This window comes from Janthinobacterium aestuarii, from assembly GCF_051380835.1.
Lineage (GTDB): Bacteria > Pseudomonadota > Gammaproteobacteria > Burkholderiales > Burkholderiaceae_D > Janthinobacterium > Janthinobacterium aestuarii.
In genome coordinates this window covers 30,575-48,825 of the sequence record NZ_JBNYXU010000004.1, presented here as the reverse complement: position 1 = coordinate 48,825, position 18,251 = coordinate 30,575, and the positions used below count along the sequence as shown (strand labels likewise).

Genomic DNA, 18,251 nt, shown 5'->3' with positions numbered 1-18,251 from the left:
CTCATGTACGATGCGACGTTGCCTTGGGCGCGGCGCCCCGAGGCTGGTCGAGCTCATAGACTGTTTTACCGCGCAGCTTCAATGAATCCGACACGTACAGAAAATTCTCCGAATGGCCAGCGAACAGCAGGGCATCGGGCTTCATCAGTGGCACAAAGCGCGACAGGATCTTGCGCTGCGTCGCCTTGTCAAAATAAATCATCACATTACGGCAAAAGATGACGTCGAACTGCCCCGTCACCGGCCAGCTGTCGGCCAGCAGGTTGAGCGGCTTGAAGGTGATCATCTGGCGCAGTTCCGGACGCACCCGCACCTGTCCTTCGCGGTCGCCCTTGCCGCGCAAGAAAAAGCGCCGCGCACGGTCGGCCGGCATCTTGTCGAGCCGGTCCAGGTTGTAGACGCCATTGGCGGCCGTGGCCAGCACGTTCGTGTCGATGTCCGTGGCGATGATGGTGACAGGCGGCGTGAGCGTATTGAACGCCTCGCACACCGTCATGGCGATCGAGTACGGCTCCTCGCCGGTGGAACTGGCCGAACACCAGATGGTGATCGGCCCGCTCAGTTTTTTCACATGCTCGGCCAGCAGCGGGAAGTGATGCGCCTCGCGGAAGAACGACGTCAGGTTGGTCGTCAGCGCATTCGTGAACGCTTCCCACTCGTCGCCCATGCGGCCCGCTTCCAGGTCGTCCAGGTAGCGGACGAACGAGGAGATGCCGGTCGCGCGCAATCGCCTGGCCAGGCGGCTGTAGACCATTTCCTGCTTGCTGTCGGCCAGCGCGATACCGGCCCGCTTGTAAATCATGGCGCGGACCCGTTCGAAGTCCTTGCCAGTGAAATCAAATTCCTTGACCGAATCCGTTTTAGTTTGCGGCATTTGTTTTTACCTCTCTATGACTACTCTGACCAATGCCTTTGCAAGTATAACTAGCGGGACCGGGTTGGCGTTAGAACTCTTCCCAATCGTCGCCGCCGGCCGCCGCCAGCTTTTTCGCGGGCGGTGGCGTACCGGCTTGCGCCGCCTGTGCCAACCGCCCTGTATTTGCCGCCACACTCGGTGCCGGCCGTGCCGCCGCTTTTACTACCGGCGCTGGCGCGGGTGCGGGCATGGCCGCCTGCGCCGCGCTCTCGCCGTCGAGCTTGAAGATGCTGACGGCGTCGCCCAGATTCTGCGCCTGCTCCTGCATGCTTTCGGCGGCGGCCGCCGCTTCCTCGACCAGCGCCGCATTTTGCTGCGTCATCTGGTCCATCTGCGCGATGGCCTGGTTGACCTCTTCGATGCCGTGGCTCTGTTCCTGCGTCGCCGCCGTGATCTCGCCCATGATATCGGCCACCTGCCGGATCGACGTGACGATCAGGCCCATGGTCTGCCCCGCCTCGTCCACCAGGCGGCTACCGGCATCGACCTTGTCGACCGAGTCGCCGATCAGGCCCTTGATTTCCTTCGCTGCGCCGGCCGATCGCTGGGCCAGGTTGCGCACTTCCGACGCCACCACCGCAAAACCGCGTCCCTGCTCGCCTGCGCGCGCCGCTTCGACGGCCGCATTCAAAGCCAGGATATTCGTCTGGAACGCAATGCCGTCGATGACGCCGATGATGTCGACGATCTTGCGCGAGCTGTCCTTGATGGAACCCATGGTATCGACCACTTGCGCCACCACCTTGCCGCCCTGCTCCGCCACCGACGATGCCGACACGGCCAGCTGGTTGGCTTGGCGCGCGTTGTCCGCGTTCTGCTTCACGGTCGACGTCAGCTCTTCCATCGACGACGCCGTCTCTTCGAGCGAACTGGCCTGCGTTTCCGTACGCGCCGACAGGTCCGCATTGCCGCTGGCGATCTCGCGCGACGCCACGGTGATGGTTTCCGTTCCCTTGCGTACGTCGCTGACGGTCTGCACCAGGCTCTCGTTCATGTCCTTGAGCGCCTGCTGCAGCGCGCTCGTTTCATCCTTGCCTTCGACCACCACGCGCGACGTCAGTTCGCCGGCCGCCACCTTCTGCGCCACGGCCACTGCGCCGGACAATGGCACCGTGATCGAGCGCGTGATGAAGATGGCGCACCAGGCGCCGATCGCCACCGCCGCGCCGCCCAGGATGAACAGTACCGTCATCAGGCGCGCATCGGCCGCCAGCGAGTCGTCCATGAAGCTTTGCTGCGCCACGTGCTGCAAGTCGAGCAGTTTGTTGATATCGGCCAGGGTCGTCTTGTTCAAGGGATCGATGCGGGTGGCGATCACCTTCGCCGCGCCCTCGCTGTTAAACGCCAGCACCTGCCCCATCGCTTCCTTGAAGGCGGCATCGACTTCGCCGTCGACCTTGGCGATATTGGCCAGCAGCGCCTTCTCGCCATCGGACAGGCCCAGGGTGGCCAGCTTGCCGCGCGCACCGTCGTACAGCTTGCGCTGCTCGCGCACCTTGCCCTCTTCCGCCTGCATCAGGGCCACATCGCCCTGCAAGCCGATGTTGCGCATGGCGATACCGGTTTCCAGCATCGCGCTTTTCATCAGCGACGCCTGCGTATTCTTTTCGCTTGCCAGCTCCAGGCCCGTGAGCAGCTGGGCCTTGTTACGGTAATTCAGTGCATTCGCCGAAACGATCACCACCACCAGGATGGCGAGAATGCTGCCAAAACCTATCCCCAGCCGGGTGCCTATCTTGAAATCGCGCAAACTCATTACAGTCTCCAATATTTATGTGAACGGCGCCCGTTCAACCGGACGGCGCCGTGTTGTGGCCTGGTCTCTGTCGGACCTTGCAGCCTGCCGGCGCGCCTCTAGCGACTGCTCGCGCCGGTACATGCATATCTGTAGTGATTCTTTGCGTGGTAAAACGGCGGCGCACCGGGCGCCGCCTTGCTGCCATGCGGTGGCTTACGCCGCCAGCTTGTCGATCAGGCCCATCTCGCTGCTCGACATCAGCTTGTCGATGTCGACCAGGATCAGCATGCGCTCGTCGATGGTGCCCAGGCCGATCATGTAGTCGGTCGAGAAGGCGGTGCCCATTTCCGGCGCCGGTTTCACCTGCTCCGGCGTCAGGGTGGTGACGTCGGAAACGCTGTCGACCACCATGCCGACGATACGGCCGCCGATGTTCAGGATGATCACCACCGTGAACTGGTCGTACACGGGCGTACCCAGGTTGAACTTGATGCGCATGTCGACCACGGGAATGATGATGCCGCGCAGGTTGATCACGCCCTTGATGAATTCAGGCGCGTTGGCGATGCGGGTGACCGCTTCGTAACCGCGGATTTCCTGGACCTTCAGGATATCGATGCCGTACTCTTCGGAGCCCAGGGTGAAGGCCAGGAATTCACGGCCGGCGATGTCCTTGCCGTCGCCCGCATTGCTTCCGGATGTTTGTTGAGTATCTGACATGGTGCGTTTTCCTATCTTTATCTATCGGTATTACGAAAAAATGGACTCGTCAGCCAGCTGGCGCGAGGAACGGATCAGGGCGGCGACATCGAGAATCAGCGACACGCCGCCATCGCCCAGAATGGTGGCGCCGGAAATGCCCACCACCTTGCGGTAATTCGATTCGAGGTTTTTCACCACGACTTGCTGCTGTCCCACCAGGTCGTCGACAAACAGGGCCGCCTTGCGTCCTTCCGTCTCGAGGATCACGCAGATGCCTTCCGAAGGGCTGGTAAAGCGCGGCGCGATGTCGAACATCTGGTACAGCGGGATCAATGGCAGGTATTCGCCGCGCACTTTCACCACTTGCCCCTTGCCACTGATGTCCTTGATGTCTTCAACGGCTGGCTGCAGCGATTCGATGACAAAGCCCAGCGGTAAAATATACACTTCGTCGCCGACTCTGATCGACATGCCGTCGAGGATGGCCAGGGTCAGCGGCAGCGAGATGGAAATCGTCGTGCCGAAGCCTTTTGCCGAACGAATGTCGACGACGCCGCCCATGGCGCTGATATTGCGCTTGACGACATCCATGCCCACGCCGCGGCCCGACACGTCGGTGACGGCTTCGGCGGTGGAAAAGCCGGGCGCGAAAATCAGCTGCCACACGTCGGCGTCGCTCATCGTCTCGGACACGTCCAGCCCCTGCTGCGCGGCCTTGGCCAGGATGCGTTCGCGGTTCAATCCCGCGCCATCATCGGATACTTCGATGATGATGTTGCCGCCCTGGTGGCTGGCCGAAAGGAACAAGCGGCCCGCTTCGGTCTTGCCGGCGGCCACGCGGGCAGCCGGCATTTCCACGCCATGGTCGATACTGTTGCGCACCAGGTGCGTGAGCGGATCGACGATGCGCTCGATGAGGCCCTTGTCCAGTTCCGTGGCGGCGCCATTCGTGATGAAATCGACCTTCTTGCCCAGTTTCGTGGCCAGGTCGCGCACCATGCGCGGGAAGCGCGAAAAGACGAAATCCATCGGCATCATGCGGATCGACATCACCGCTTCCTGCAAGTCGCGCGTGTTGCGCGTCAGGTGGCTGACGCTGTCGAGCAGCTTTTCATGCAACATCGGGTCGAGCGCGCTGGCGCGCTGCTCGATCATCGCCTGCGTGATCACCAGTTCGCCCACCAGGTTGATCAGCTGGTCGACTTTCTCGATCGAGACGCGGATCGACGACGATTCGGCGCCGGCCTTGTCGCCTTCTTTCTTGGCCGGTTTCTTTTCCTGCTCCGCCTCGGCCACGGCGCTGGCCACGGCCGGCGCGGCTACGGCACTGGCGTTGCCCGCCTTGGCGGCATCGGCGCGTATCTGTTCGAGGGGCTGGAAGAATCCGTAGCCCTGTTCGGCGTCGCTCTGCACGCCGGCGGCGGCGCGGATATCCTCGAGCGGCTGGAAGAAGCCATAACCGGGGTCCGTCGTGCCCTGCGCGGCTGGCGTGCCTGGCAGCGGGTCGAAGAAACCGTAGCCCTGGGCTTTTTCCTGCGCCGCGCGGGCCGCTTCGGCTTCGCCTGGCGCCAGTGGTGGCGCCTGCGTGATGACCATGTCGTCAGGATTGAGCACGAACGAGCAGATGGCCAGGATATCGTCGAGGCTTTCATGCGTCGTCACTTCCAGCACCTTGCGCGCGTCGGGCAAGGCGGACACGGCGACATCGCCCAGCAAGCCCAGTTCGGCCGCCAGCGCATCGACTTCGCGCGGCTCCATGGCTGGCAGTTCCAGGCGGATGCGATGGCCGCCGGCATGGCTGACGGCTGCTTTTTCCGCCGTATGGAAGGCCGGTGCGACGGGCGTGAGCGCAGCCACGGGCACGTCCTGCGAGAACGACTGCAGCATCATGCGCACATTGGCCACGGCATCCTGGTCGACGGCGCTGCCCAGACGGTGACCGTCAAGCTGCATCTTGAGGATATCCTTGGCCGCCAAGAAGGCGTCGACGTGTTCCGCCGTCAGGGCCATCTGGCCCTGACGGATGCGGTCGAGCAGCGACTCGAGGATGTGCGTCACTTCGCTCATGTCGGAGAGGCCGAACGTCGATGCGCCGCCCTTGATCGAATGGGCGGTGCGGAAAATGGCATTCAGGTCTTCGGCGTCGGGCGCCGCAATATCGACGGCCAGCAGCAGCCGTTCCTTTTCAGCCAGCAGTTCTTCGGCCTCATCGAAAAAGACCTGAAAAAACTGGCTAATATCGATGGTCATAGGGTGACTCCGTCAATTGCATCATTGCACTGCGCGGCTGGCATCAGCCGATCACCTTCTTGACCACTTCGATCAGGCGTTGCGGATCGAACGGCTTGACCAGCCAGCCATTGGCGCCGGCGGCACGGCCTTTCGATTTCATCTCGTCCGACGACTCCGTCGTCAGCATCAGGATGGGTACCTTCTGATAGGTCGGCAGTTCACGCAACAGCTTGATCAGTTCCAGGCCATCCATGCGCGGCATGTTCTGGTCCGTCAATACCAGGTCCACGGTTTGCAGCTTGGCTTTTTCCAGTCCGTCCTGGCCGTCGACGGCCTCCACCACCTGGTAACCGGCGGCTTTCAGGCTGAACGCCACCATCTGGCGCAATGAGCTGGAATCGTCCACTGCAAGTATCGTTTTGGCCATCTTTGCTCCCACTTATTCCGGGCATCCTGCCCGAGTATTTGATTAATCAATCCATGCAACCACAAGCGCTCCGCACTGGCATGCTAGAACAGCTCGATGTCGCCACTTTCCAAATGCTGTTGACTGACAGCCTTGCGCAGCACGCTGCGCAACTCCAGGCTTTGAATCGCCAGCGCCATGCTGACCCGCCCCAGCAAGGCGACAATTTCTTCATTGTCGCTCTCCGGCAACATCTCCGCGCCATGCTCGCCCAGGGTCCCGAGGAACTCGCGCAAGCCCGTCACGCGCTTCAAGGTGCGCTCGATCAGCTGGCTGGTCATGTCCTGGAACTGCAGGCTGGTGATGGCCGCATTCACATAGCCTCCCACCTCATCCTGTAACGCCAGCAGTTTTTCCCGCTGCTGCTCGGCCGGAATACCGCCGTCGAGCAGCAAGGCGATGGTGTCTTGCTGCGCAGCAACGGCTGCGTGTATCGCCATGAAATTGAAGGACAGCTTCTCGATCGCCTCTTCCAGCAAGATGCCGGTCTGCACCAGGTCGGTTTCCACCTCCGTCAAGTGCTTGCGGCCATGGTCCGACACGCCAGACAGCAGGCGCTTTACATGCGAGCCAAGTATTTTCTTTCTTGTCATAAAGGTCTCATTGTTTCAATACACCACGCGTCGACAGCCTTGCGTGTTATTTTTTCGCCGCAGCCGGGGCGGGAGCGGGCGGCGCACCGGCCGCCAGCCCTGACGCGACAGCGGCGGAAGCGGCATCGGTCACCGGCAGCTCGATCGCCGAACCATCGCGCAGGACATTTTCTTCCGTGCGCTTGTTCATGACGATGATGCTGATGCGCCGGTTGATCGGATTGAAGGGATCGAGCTTGTCCAGGTGGGCGGCCGAACCCAGCCCCACCACGCGCAAGACTTTTTCTTCCTTCATGCCGCCGATCACCAGTTCGCGCCGCGACGCATTCGCGCGGTCGGCCGACAATTCCCAGTTGCTGTAGCCGGCATCGCTCATATAGGGCGTCGAATCCGTATGGCCGGACAGGCCGATGCGGTTTGGCACTTCGTTGAGCACGAAGCCGATCGCGTGCAGGATTTCCTTGGTGTACGGTTGCAGGTTCGCATTGGCAAGCGCAAACATTGGACGGTTCTGCTCGTCGACGATCTGGATGCGCAAGCCTTCGCTGGTGATATCGAGCAGCAACTGGTTCTTGTATTTTTTCAGCAGGGGATTGGCGTCGATGGTCGCTTCGATGCGTGCCTTGAGCGCCTGCAGGCGCTTGCCTTCCTCACGTTCGAGCGCGGCCTTGGCGGAATTGAGATCGAACGATTTGCGCTGCTGCTCTTCCTGCGCCTTGCGCACCTGCCCATCCTGGCGCGACAAGTCCTGGCCGCCGCCCTGGATCACGGAATTGCTCTCGCCGCTGCCGGAGCCGCCCGCCATCGCCACTTTCAGCGGCGTCTTGAAGAATTCGGAAATGCCGTTCAAGTCGCCCTTCGAGGTGGAGCCCAGCAGCCACATCAGCAGGAAGAAGGCCATCATGGCCGTGACAAAGTCGGCGTAGGCGATCTTCCACGCCCCGCCATGGTGGCCGCCAGCTGTCTTCTTGATACGCTTGACGATAATCGGGCGCATGCCTTCATCGGCCATGGCGTCCCCCTTCCGTGTGCTGCAAATGACTCATGGTATCCAGGCGTATATTCACTGCTTACTTCGTTTTCGATTTCTTGATGTGGTCTTCGAGCTCATTGAACGTCGGGCGCTCGGTCGAGAACAGCACCTTGCGGCCGAACTCCACGGCCAGCGCCGGCGCATAGCCGTTCAGGCTGGCCAGCAAGGTCACTTTCACGCACTGGAACATCTTGCTCGACTCTTCCAGCTTCTGTTCGAGCAGGCTGGCCAGCGGGCCGACGAAACCATACGCCAGCAAGATGCCGAGGAAGGTGCCGACCAGCGCGTGCGCGATCAGCATGCCCAGCTCGGCCGGCGGGATACCCACCGACTCCATCGTGTGCACCACGCCCATCACGGCGGCGACGATACCGAACGCGGGCAAGCCATCGCCCACCTTGGCGATCACGTGGGCCGGCACGGCGCCTTCGTGATGGTGCGTCTCGATTTCGTTGTCCATCAGGTTTTCGATCTGGAACGCGTCCATATTGCCCGACACCATCAGTCGCAGGTAATCGGTCATGAATTCGACGATGTGGTGGTCGGCCAGCACTGCCGGGTACTTGGAAAACAGCGGGCTTTCTTCGGGCTTGTCGATATCGCCTTCGATCGACATCAAGCCTTCCTTGCGCACCTTGCTGAGCACTTCGAACAGCAAGGACATCAGTTCCATGTACAGCTCTTTGGTGTAGCGCGAACCCTTGAACAGGCTCGGCAAGGCGGCGATCGTTGCCTTGATGGCTTTGTTATTGTTACCAACAAGGAAGGCGCCCAGGGCGGCGCCGCCGATCATCAGCAACTCCAGCGGCTGGAACAGCGCCGCCAGATGGCCGCCGGCCATTGCGAAGCCGCCAAAGACCGAGGCGCAAACGATGATGTATCCGATTATGACTAACAAGTGCCCTGACTCCCAATAATGGCCGGGGCTGTATGCCCGGCATGTTCAAACCTGTTCCTGTCTTCTGGCGGCTGCGCCGCCGGCAAGGACAGTGGCAAAAAAGTAACCGAAAGTTAATTGAAATGCTCCGCTTTTCAACGCAATTCCGAGAAAATGCCGTGTGGAACTACAATAACGTGAGATTGCCCCACGGGCAAGCAAATAACGCAGACAATTGCTTAAAAGCACCATATGTAAAGCAAAGAACCACCCTCTGTGGCGGCGATGGTCTTATCGGGCTTGCGTGCCGCAATCTGGAATTCGTAACTAAGAAGCATGCTACCGGGCAACATTTCCCTTTCCGCCTTGCTCCACAGGGCTGCCATCGCCGCCGGCGACAGGTAGGCAAACACCACATCGTAGCGGCCGAAATCGAGCGCTTCGTAGTCGCCGCGCAGGAAGCGCGCGCGGCTGCCCGCCAGCTTCGCGCGCAAGCGGCTTGCCAGCCACGGCAGCGGCGCCAGTTCGATACCGGAAAACTGCCCATCGGGCCGGCGCCGCGCCAGGTCCAGCACCAGGTCGCCCAGGCCGCTGCCGATATCGATCAGGCGCACGCCGGGGCGGTCCGCGATCAGCTCGGCTACCGCCTGCCATACCTTCGGCCCCGACGGATAAAACGGCACTTGCGTGCGGAACGTGGACCAGTACAGGCTCAGCAGGAAAACAAAGGCCGCCAGGAACACGGCCGGGGGCCAGTCGAGCAGGCTGGCGGCCAGCAAGGCGGGCGCAAACAGCAGGCCGATGGCGCACCACCAGCGCGCCAGTCCCGCACGCCACGTGATGAGCGCCGCCAGCACGCCCTGCACCAGCGCCACGGCCGGCAGCGACATGGCGACGCCGGCGCGCGCCAGGCCATATACCAATAGCAACATCAAGGGAAAGGCCAGCACCTGGATCAGGATGGCCTTGAGCGCGGGCGCGCGCAGGATTTGTTGCAGCATGGGCAAGTTAAAGAAGGAAAACGCCAGTGTAAGCGATGAAGACATGAAAAAGCCGGAGTGCGGTCAGGCGACCGGCTCCGGCTTGCTCCCTGTCTTATATATATGTACGACTTAGATGCACGACTCAGGCAAGCGCGCCCGGCGCGACAGCGGCCGCTTCATCGCGCGCCTTCTTGGTCTTGCCGGCTCGCGAAGGCATGTGGCACAGGCCGCACACATAATCGGCGTTCAGGTCGAGGCAGTTGACGACGAACTTGCCGCCGCACTTGCCGCAGGGCGCCATGTCCAGCATTTTGCTGCTGAAAAAGCGCACCAGGGTCCAGGCCCGCGTCAGCGACAGCAGCGGCTCTTCGCCCGCTTCGGGCGGCATCTGCTCCAGATACAGCTTATAGGCCTTCATCACGGCTTCGATGCCCGTGGCGCCGGCGTGATCGACGAGGAATTTGTGGATATTGATGAACAGCGAGGAATGGATATTCGGTTGCCAGGTGATGAACCAGTCGGTGGAAAACGGCAACATGCCCTTGGGCGGCGAAACGCCCTTCAATTCCTTGTACAGATTCAGCAGGCGTTCGCGCGACAGCGAGACTTCCGTCTCCAGCAGCTGCAAACGGGCACCCAGCTGTATCAATTCGATGGCCAGCTGGATTTCCTGCGCTTCCGATACGACACTTTTCTTGGCCATGCTGTGTACTCCGCGACTGACTGATACTGACTAATAAGGTTTCCAGCAAAATGCTCAGGGCAAGGCGCGTTGCCGAAGACAGTACGAATGTACGGCAAGGCAATGCAACGCCGCCATGGACGTTTTGATGGGAACCTTAAGCGATTTCTTCGACGCCTTGGCCTGCCATCAGAATGGCTGCGTGCGACTGGGCCAGCGAGCGGTCTTTATTGTAGTTCGTCAACATGCCCAGGATGGCGCTGTCGTCGAAGCGGAAGCGGGCCAGCATCATGTTGCCGCCAGCGAGCTTCAGGATCTGCGCATTGCTCATGCCTTCGATCAGTTCGGCGATTTCGGCGGCAATGCCCAAACGGAAGATGGCGGTTACCTTGTCCGCACGAATCATTTGCTGGGCCAGCATCAGGTAGCTCAGGTTAGCGTCGCGAATCTCAGCCATCATGTCGTTAGCAGTCATTTCCATCTCCTCAATCCGTTGAATTCAGCTGGCATTGTTTGTTGCCAGTGAGATACATTCTGCAGGAGCAACATTAAACGCAACAGAGGCGCAGCGCTGTATTTTTGGTCGGGAAATGGCGGATGGGATCGTAGGTGTTTGTCTGACAAACACTACTCGATCATGGTCGCACGCCAGTAACGGCGCGGATGTGAGTGGTTGGCTGCATGCCGGATTTAGCCAATTTTTGGCCTGCAAAAAATATCACTTTTTTACAACAACTTGATCGGAATCAAGCCTGTCTACCTAGATAACGGCTGCCTGGACGGGAACTTTAGGGCTTTTTTGAAAAATATTTCAAAGATCCGCATTCTTTTTCGGCCGGTTTGACACCGTTCATGTAATCGTTGACGGCGGCGCCTGGGAAAACTTTAGGGCTATTTGAAAAATATTTTTAAAAATCGTGATTTTTTTCGTTGACGCCCCGCAGGCAGGCACTTCGCGCGCCTCATCGAGCGCGGAAATTCCGCTTTCCGGCGTGGATTTGCTACACTGCCTGCTCCCGCACAATACTTTAAGCTTCAAGCAATATCGTGCCATTGAGACAAGCACCAACATGAAAGCCACCATGATTTCTCGACATGACTGCAGCGCGCGCGACCTCGACGATCCCCTGGCGCCCTTGCGCCAGCAGTTCGACTTGCCGCAAGGCGTGATTTACCTCGACGGCAATTCCCTGGGCGCGCGGCCGAAAGCGGCCCTGGCCCGCGCCCAGCACGTCATCACGGCGGAATGGGGCACGGACCTGATCCGCAGCTGGAATACGGCCGGCTGGTTCGACCTGCCCAAGCGGCTGGGCGACCGCCTGGCCCCGCTGCTGGGCGCCGGCACGGGCGAAGTGGTGATCACCGACACCACCTCCGTGAACCTGTTCAAGGCCCTGGCCGCCGCCCTGCAGATGCAGGCCGGCGATCCTGCGCATGGCGCGCGACGCATCATCGTCAGCGAACGCAGCAACTTCCCCACCGACCTGTACATGGCGCAAGGCCTGTCCGCCTGGCTCGACCGCGGTTACCAGCTGCGCCTGGTCGACAGTCCCGAAGAACTGGCGCAAGCGATCGATGCCGATTGCGCCGTCGTCATGCTCACGCACGTGAACTACCGCACCGGCTACCAGCACGACATGGCCGCCATCAGCAGCCATTGCCACGCGCAGGGCGCGCTGGCGCTATGGGACCTGGCCCATTCGGCCGGCGCCGTGCCGCTGGACCTGAACGGCGCCGGCGCCGACCTGGCCGTCGGCTGCACCTACAAATACCTGAATGGCGGCCCCGGCTCGCCCGCCTTCATCTGGGTGCCGGAAAAACACCAGGCGCGCTTTCGCCAGCCTTTGTCCGGCTGGTGGGGCCACGCCACGCCGTTCGCCATGGACCCGGGCTTCGCGCCCGCCGATGGCATCGCCCGCGCCCTGTGCGGCACGCAGCCGATACTCTCGCTGGCCCTCGTCGAATGCGGCCTCGATATCTTTGCGCAAACGAGCATGGAAGCCATCCGCCGCAAGTCGCTGGCCCTGACGGATGTGTTCATCGCGCTGGTGGAACAGCGCTGCGCCAGCCATCCGCTGGGGCTCGTCACGCCGCGCGAGCATGCGCGGCGCGGCAGCCAGGTCAGCTTCACGCACCCGCACGGCTATGCCGTCATGCAGGCGCTGATCGCGCGCGGCGTCATCGGCGACTACCGCGAACCGGCCATCATGCGCTTCGGCTTCACGCCCCTGTACACGAGCTTTGCCGACGTGTGGGATGCCGTGGAAATCCTGCGCGACATCCTCGACACCCAAGCCTACGACATCGCAGCCAAGCGCGATGCCGTCACCTGAATCACCCCATGAACGACGACAAGAATATGAACAAGGAAAACACGAGCGGCTGCCCCATGCATGCGGGCGGCCAGGATGCGCAATGGCATGGCGCGCAGATGGATTTCAGCGAATCGATGAGCTACGGGAATTACCTGGCGCTGGACCGCATCCTCACGGCCCAGCATCCGCTGTCGCCGAACCACAACGAAATGCTGTTCATCGTGCAGCACCAGACGAGCGAATTGTGGATGAAGCTGATGCTGCACGAAATGCACGCCGTGCGCGCCAACCTGCAAAGCGGCGACCTGGCGCCCGCTTTCAAGATGCTGGCACGCGTGGCGCGCATCATGGACCAGCTGGTGCACGCCTGGGACGTGCTGGCCACCATGACGCCGCCCGAATACACGGCCATCCGTCCCTACCTGGGCGCCTCGTCCGGCTTCCAGTCCTTCCAGTACCGCGAAATCGAATTCATCCTGGGGAACAAGAACGCGGCCCTGCTCAACGTGCACACGACGGCGCCCGACACCTACAAGGTGCTCGACGCCGCCCTGCGCACGCCCTCCGTCTACGATGAATCGATCAAGCTGCTGGCGCGCAGCGGCCTGCCTATCGCCCCCGAGCGCCTGGACGCCGACTGGACCCTGCCGACCAGCGCCGACGCCTCCGTCAAGGCGGCGTGGCTGGAAGTCTACCGCGACCCGTCGAAACACTGGGCCCTGTACGAGCTGGCCGAAAAGCTGGTCGACCTGGAAACGGCCTTCCGCTTCTGGCGCTTCCGCCACGTGACGACGGTGGAGCGCATCATCGGCTTCAAGACGGGCACGGGCGGCACGGCGGGCGTCAGCTATTTGCGCAAGATGCTCGACGTGGTATTGTTCCCTGAGCTCTTCGCCCTACGCACGGAGCTCTGATTTCAATTTCAAAAGGAGAAATGATGTCGCCTCTGGTCCTGACCCTGGCCGGCCTGTGGAATTCCGGGCCGCAGCACTGGCAAACCCATTGGGAAGCGCGCCACCCGCAATGGTCGCGCGTGCCGCACCGGGAATGGCAGACGCCGGACAAGGACGAATGGGTGGCGGAGCTCGACCGCGCCATCGCCGCCTGCGAGCGCCCGCCCGTGCTGGCGGCGCACAGCCTGGCCTGCACGCTGGTGGCCCATTGGGCTGCCAGCGGCTCGCCGCACAAGATCGCCGGCGCCGTCCTCGTCGCCCCCAGCGATGTGGAAGCGCCCTCCTACCCCGCCGGCACGACGGGCTTTGCGCCGATGCCGCTGCAAGCCTTGCCGTTTCCCACCCTGGTGGTGGCCAGCGGCGATGATCCCTACGTCAGCTTCGCGCGGGCACGCGCGTTTGCCGCCGCCTGGGGCAGCGATTTCACCATGATCGGCGACGCCGGCCATATCAACGGCGACGCCGGCTACGGCCCGTGGCCGGACGGCGAACAGCTGCTGCTGGACTTCTGCGCCGCGCACCAGCCTTGAGCAAGGGCGCGCACACGCACACGATAGACGCGCGCCCATTTGCCCACAAGTAAGAACGCAGGCAGAATCGTGGCCTTTCCATTGCGGCGCCCCGGCGCCAGCCTCACGATGAAACGTCTGCTTCTGCCCTTGCTGCTCTGCTCCGCCCTCGCCCACGGCGCGCCCTTCTACGAAGGCAAGACCCTCGCCCATCCCGCCATCACCGCCTCGCAAGACAGCGGGCTTGACGTCGCCTTTCTCAAGGAAAAAGAAGGCGTCAACGGCTATTACTGCGAGTGCAAGAGCGACAGCTCGAAACCCATTTTGCTCGACCAGTTCGGCAACGCCGTCATCCGCTCCGTCTTCTACGTCTCGCTGGACAAGGAATCGGACGACAGCGTGCAAACCATGCTGGTGCTGTTCCGCCAGGACGGCAAGAACGGCTTGCGCGCCTACCGCTACCACCGCAGTTCCGGCAAGTACCGGCGCCTGGACGGCTTGCAGCCGGCCCTGAACCGCATCGTGGCGCAAAGCTCCGCGCCCAACGCGGGCCGGGTCAAGGAGGCGCTGGCCAAACTGGCGCCGATGGACTACAGCGTCGCGCGCGGCAAGAGCGGCAATGCGGACTTCGACGCCATCGACCATACGCAGGGCACCGTCGTCGGCTACTACAGCGACGAGGGCAAGCCCGTGGAGGCTGGCAGCCAGGACGCCATCATCTACAAGAAAACCTTCGAGAAAAAAGGCGAGCGTTTTCTCACCGCCAGCTACACCCTGTACAGCGATGCGGGCGCCGGCATCCTGCGCAATTACCGCCTGTGGCAAGTAACGTGGGAAACGGCGCCGAAGCAGTTCACGGGCAGCCAGGAAGGCCCTTCCGTCATCTACAGCCTGGCCTGGGACGACGGCTCGGTGGTCGAGCGGGGCCAGTACGCGAAAGGCAAGCGCCAGGGCCTGTGGGTGCGCGAAGGCATGCACGAAGGCAGCGAAAAAGGCCATTTCGTCGACGGCCTGCAGGAAGGCATGTGGTACTTCAATTATCCAAAACAGAGCGAGAGCGGCATGTACCGGGCCGGCAAGCGCGAAGGCCGCTGGACGGTCGTCAACTATGCCGATGCAGAGGAAGTGACGGGCTTCGACACCTACGCGGGCGGCCAGCTGAACGGCCCGCACGAACGCAGCATGGGCGGCAAGCTGCAAACGCGCGGCAACTACGTCAACGGCTCGCGCCATGGCGGGTGGATCACGGAAGACGGCGACGGCAGCTTCATCGAAGGCTTGCGCGACGGGCCGTGGAAGCTCAAGCTCAAGGACAAGGCCACGCAACGCGTCACTTTCGTGCAAGGCAAAAAACAGGGCGAAGCGATCGACACGGATGCGCAGGGCGCGCTGCGCCTGCGCGACCATTACCAGGCCGGCGTGCTCGAAGGCAGCCGCACGCGCTATCTGGGCCCTGCCGGCAATGAATACGTGGTCTACACGGCCACCTACCGCAACGGCCAGCTCGATGGGCGTGAACAGGCATTCGACGACAGCGGCAAGATCCTGCGCCTCGATACCCTGTGGGACAACGGCAAAAAGCAGGGCCTGGACGCGCGCTACTACCCGAACGGCAAGCCGGAGCGCCTGGCCGTCATCGACCAGGGCCGGCTCCTCACGCACCTGCGCGAGTACTATGAGGACGGCAAGCTGTTCAACGACATCCACCGCTGCACCTTCAAGGAGTACGGCAGCACGCGCGACGACGTATGCGAGTACCACCATATGTACTACCCGGACGGCAAGCCGCAGTATTACTACGCCTTCCAGTACGGCCAGCGCCAGGAAGGCTATTCGAACTACCCGAACGGCAAGCGCAAGGATGAACTGCTGGTCGACCGCGCAGCCGACATCTCGGTCTTGAACGTCTATTACGAAAGCGGCCAGCTCAAATGCACGGAGCCGCGCAGCGGCCACAGCACGCGCACGGTCAACGGCGAGACCATGATCAGCTACGCTTCGGCCGACCGCGACGGCGACAATATCTGCTACCACCCGAATGGCAAGGTGGCCAGCATCTACACCTTCCGCAAGCGCGTGCTCGTGGAGTGCGGCAAGCGCTACGACGACACGGGCAAGCAGACGTTTCCGGGACCGGAAGGCTGCCCTCCCCCCAGGAAAGTGGACTATCCGATAGGACTATGAGCATGACGCAAGCAACACAGCCGCTACGCATCCAGAATCCCGGGCGCATCGACGCCAGGGCGATCCGCGCCGCCATCGCGGGCGGCCAGCAGGTACTGGTGCAGTTCGATACCCTGGGCGAGCCGGAGCCGCTGCTGGCCGACCTCGACGCCCTGGCCGCCACCTGCGGCACGGCGCTGACCATCCGCATCTACGGTTACGACCCGAGGGTGTTCGATGCCCGCATCCTGCGCGCGCTGCCGCATGTGGCCAGCCTGTCCATCGATTGCCACTGGCAAGCCATCCATCTGGAAACCCTGGGCGAGCTGCGCCACCTGAAGCGCCTGAGCCTGGGCGTGTACAAGCTGGCGCAGGCCGACATCCTGCAGCTCGATAATTTGCGCGGCCTCGAATACCTGAACCTGGGCGCGTCGGCCAAAAACAATATCGACCTGGCGCCGCTGCGCCGCTACACGCAGCTGGCCAGCCTGGTCATCGAGGGCCACGACCAGCATATCGACACTGTGGCTGGCCTGCCGGCGCTGCACGAGCTGTCGCTGTACCGCATCAAGAACAAGGTAGCGCTCGATTTCATCTCGGAGATGGCCCGCCTGGACCGGCTGCTGTTGCAGCTGGGCGGGCGCGAATCGCTCGCGCACATCGAGGCGCCGCTGTTGCGGAAACTGGAAGTGATACGCGTGCGCGGCCTGGAAACCCTGGGCGACATCGGCCGTTTCCCGCTGCTGCAGGCGCTATGGGTGGAAGACCAGATCAAGCTGCGGAAGATCGCGCTCGGGCCCAATCCCGTGCTTGAACGCCTGCATCTGCACACCTGCAAGACGCTCGACAGCCTGCCCGGCCTCGCCGCCTTGCCCGCCCTGCGCCAGCTGTCGGCATCCGACACGATGCTCGACATCGACGCCTTGCTGGCGCATGGCTTGCCTGCGTCCCTCACGCATGCGCGCCTGCGCACGGGCAAAAAAACCCGCGACGACGCCATCGCCGCGCAGCTGGCGCAACTGGGCTACGAGCAGCCAGGCCCCTGCTAGATCAGCGGCTGGCGGCCAGCTTGCGCTGCCACAAGGCCACGTCGATCATCACGCCATCGGCGCCCGTGTTGCGGATGTAGACGCGGTAGCTGCCCTGCCCCATGTTGCCATCGAGGTAGGCCGTGCGTTCGTTGCGCTGCAGCCGGGCACCCTTGGCCAGCTGGCGGTAGCGCTCGACCACCGTGTCGAAACTGGCATAGCTGCGCAGCGCCACTTCCAGGTCGCGCGGCGGGCGGCCTTCGGCATGGTCGAGCACATTGTTCTGTTTCTTGCCCTTGAGGGTCAGCGGATAGGCAAACACGCCCGCGCCGGCCGACGTCAGCACCGTGGATTTATCAAGCAGCAGCGGCAGCAGCGCCGGCGGATACGCGGGCGGCAACTGGGCGCGGTTCCAGCCCGGCAGGGCCGGCTGCGCCAGCACATATTCGACGGTGGCGATCTTTTGCCCGTCGGCGCCCGCTTCCTTGTCGCCCGCGATCAGCGCCAGCATGGGCGGCAATTGCCGGGCCCAGGCCAGCAAGGGCGCTGCATCGCCGACCAGCATGCCCTTGCGGTGGAACACGGTCAGCACCGCGTTCGGATCGGGATTGCAGACCTTCGCCAGCGGCTGGCCCTCCAGGCGGCAATGCCCATTGACCAGGCCAAAGGCGATGATGGTGCCGCGCTTGTCGAGCAGCATGGCACCGCGTTCGCGGCCCTGCTTGCGGTCATTCATCGACGCCAGCAACTGGCGGCGGTCGGCCAGCACGGTGCGCGTGGCGTCGCGCTTTTCGCTGATCGCTTCGAGCGCCTGCGCCAGCAGCAATTCATCGTCTTCCGTGTAGCTGCCGCGCGCGTAACCGAAGAAATCAAACAGGGCCGCGCGCACTTGCGGGTCTTCGCTCAGGCGCGGCAAGGGACCGCCGGCCAGCAAGGAGGACAGGCTTTTTCCGGCCGGCGCCGAGGGCGCCGCCGTGGCGCGGGCGGGATGGGAAAGGATGCAGGCCGCTGCCAGCAAGGTGCCGCCCAGGGTGCGGTAATTCGAAAAAATGATATGCATG

Annotated in this window: 17 protein-coding genes; 5 read left to right on the top strand and 12 right to left on the bottom strand. The window is 62.5% G+C overall.

Annotation, left to right across the window (positions count from 1 at the left end; all coding sequences use genetic code 11):
- Position 1: 1 nt before the first annotated feature.
- The 11 genes from ACQ4WO_RS12550 to flhD form a co-directional block, all read right to left on the bottom strand.
- Positions 2–874, bottom strand: a complete 873-nt coding sequence (locus tag ACQ4WO_RS12550) for a CheR family methyltransferase (RefSeq protein ID WP_092712375.1) — start codon at positions 872–874, stop codon at positions 2–4.
- 70 nt (positions 875–944) lie between these two features.
- Positions 945–2,672 carry a methyl-accepting chemotaxis protein gene (locus ACQ4WO_RS12545; protein WP_436481729.1) on the bottom strand — a complete coding sequence of 576 codons (1,728 nt, stop codon included), beginning with the start codon at positions 2,670–2,672 and terminating at the stop codon, positions 945–947.
- A 195-nt stretch (positions 2,673–2,867) separates the two neighbouring features.
- The gene (locus ACQ4WO_RS12540; protein ID WP_034758356.1) at positions 2,868–3,374 is read right to left on the bottom strand and encodes a chemotaxis protein CheW; all 507 of its coding nucleotides are present in this window, start codon (positions 3,372–3,374) and stop codon (positions 2,868–2,870) included.
- A gap of 30 nt (positions 3,375–3,404) precedes the next feature.
- The gene (gene cheA / locus ACQ4WO_RS12535; RefSeq protein ID WP_436481728.1) at positions 3,405–5,606 is read right to left on the bottom strand and encodes a chemotaxis protein CheA; all 2,202 of its coding nucleotides are present in this window, start codon (positions 5,604–5,606) and stop codon (positions 3,405–3,407) included.
- A gap of 43 nt (positions 5,607–5,649) precedes the next feature.
- Positions 5,650–6,015 (bottom strand): response regulator, encoded by a 366-nt coding sequence (locus ACQ4WO_RS12530; RefSeq protein WP_034758362.1) that lies wholly within the window; start codon positions 6,013–6,015, stop codon positions 5,650–5,652.
- Positions 6,016–6,098: 83 nt separating this feature from the next.
- The gene (locus ACQ4WO_RS12525) at positions 6,099–6,647 is read right to left on the bottom strand and encodes a hypothetical protein (protein WP_034758366.1); all 549 of its coding nucleotides are present in this window, start codon (positions 6,645–6,647) and stop codon (positions 6,099–6,101) included.
- 46 nt (positions 6,648–6,693) lie between these two features.
- Positions 6,694–7,659 (bottom strand): flagellar motor protein MotB, encoded by a 966-nt coding sequence (gene motB, locus ACQ4WO_RS12520; RefSeq protein ID WP_128139894.1) that lies wholly within the window; start codon positions 7,657–7,659, stop codon positions 6,694–6,696.
- A gap of 58 nt (positions 7,660–7,717) precedes the next feature.
- Positions 7,718–8,578 carry a flagellar motor stator protein MotA gene (motA, locus tag ACQ4WO_RS12515; protein ID WP_034758373.1) on the bottom strand — a complete coding sequence of 287 codons (861 nt, stop codon included), beginning with the start codon at positions 8,576–8,578 and terminating at the stop codon, positions 7,718–7,720.
- Between the two features lie 218 nt (positions 8,579–8,796).
- Positions 8,797–9,603, bottom strand: coding sequence for a class I SAM-dependent methyltransferase (locus ACQ4WO_RS12510; protein ID WP_436481726.1), 807 nt, complete (start codon positions 9,601–9,603; stop codon positions 8,797–8,799).
- Positions 9,604–9,682: 79 nt separating this feature from the next.
- Entirely contained in the window at positions 9,683–10,243 is a 561-nt protein-coding gene (flhC, locus tag ACQ4WO_RS12505) for a flagellar transcriptional regulator FlhC (protein WP_128139896.1), read from the bottom strand.
- Between the two features lie 136 nt (positions 10,244–10,379).
- The gene (flhD, locus tag ACQ4WO_RS12500) at positions 10,380–10,697 is read right to left on the bottom strand and encodes a flagellar transcriptional regulator FlhD (RefSeq protein ID WP_034758381.1); all 318 of its coding nucleotides are present in this window, start codon (positions 10,695–10,697) and stop codon (positions 10,380–10,382) included.
- A gap of 607 nt (positions 10,698–11,304) precedes the next feature.
- On the opposite strand from flhD, the gene kynU reads away from it, so the two are divergent.
- The 5 genes from kynU to ACQ4WO_RS12475 all read left to right on the top strand — a co-directional run bounded on the left by kynU (position 11,305) and on the right by ACQ4WO_RS12475 (position 17,211).
- Entirely contained in the window at positions 11,305–12,555 is a 1,251-nt protein-coding gene (gene kynU / locus ACQ4WO_RS12495) for a kynureninase (RefSeq protein WP_436481724.1), read from the top strand.
- Between the two features lie 26 nt (positions 12,556–12,581).
- Positions 12,582–13,451, top strand: a complete 870-nt coding sequence (kynA, locus tag ACQ4WO_RS12490; protein WP_436482044.1) for a tryptophan 2,3-dioxygenase — start codon at positions 12,582–12,584, stop codon at positions 13,449–13,451.
- A 23-nt stretch (positions 13,452–13,474) separates the two neighbouring features.
- Positions 13,475–14,020, top strand: a complete 546-nt coding sequence (locus tag ACQ4WO_RS12485; RefSeq protein ID WP_436481723.1) for an RBBP9/YdeN family alpha/beta hydrolase — start codon at positions 13,475–13,477, stop codon at positions 14,018–14,020.
- A 108-nt stretch (positions 14,021–14,128) separates the two neighbouring features.
- On the top strand, positions 14,129–16,183 hold the full coding sequence (locus tag ACQ4WO_RS12480) for a hypothetical protein (protein WP_436481721.1): 2,055 nt from the start codon (positions 14,129–14,131) through the stop codon (positions 16,181–16,183).
- A gap of 2 nt (positions 16,184–16,185) precedes the next feature.
- Positions 16,186–17,211 (top strand): leucine-rich repeat domain-containing protein, encoded by a 1,026-nt coding sequence (locus ACQ4WO_RS12475; RefSeq protein ID WP_436481720.1) that lies wholly within the window; start codon positions 16,186–16,188, stop codon positions 17,209–17,211.
- A 1-nt stretch (position 17,212) separates the two neighbouring features.
- Here the strand turns inward: ACQ4WO_RS12475 and ACQ4WO_RS12470 are convergent, their stop codons facing one another.
- Positions 17,213–18,250, bottom strand: a complete 1,038-nt coding sequence (locus ACQ4WO_RS12470; protein ID WP_436481718.1) for a hypothetical protein — start codon at positions 18,248–18,250, stop codon at positions 17,213–17,215.
- Position 18,251: the final 1 nt, after the last annotated feature.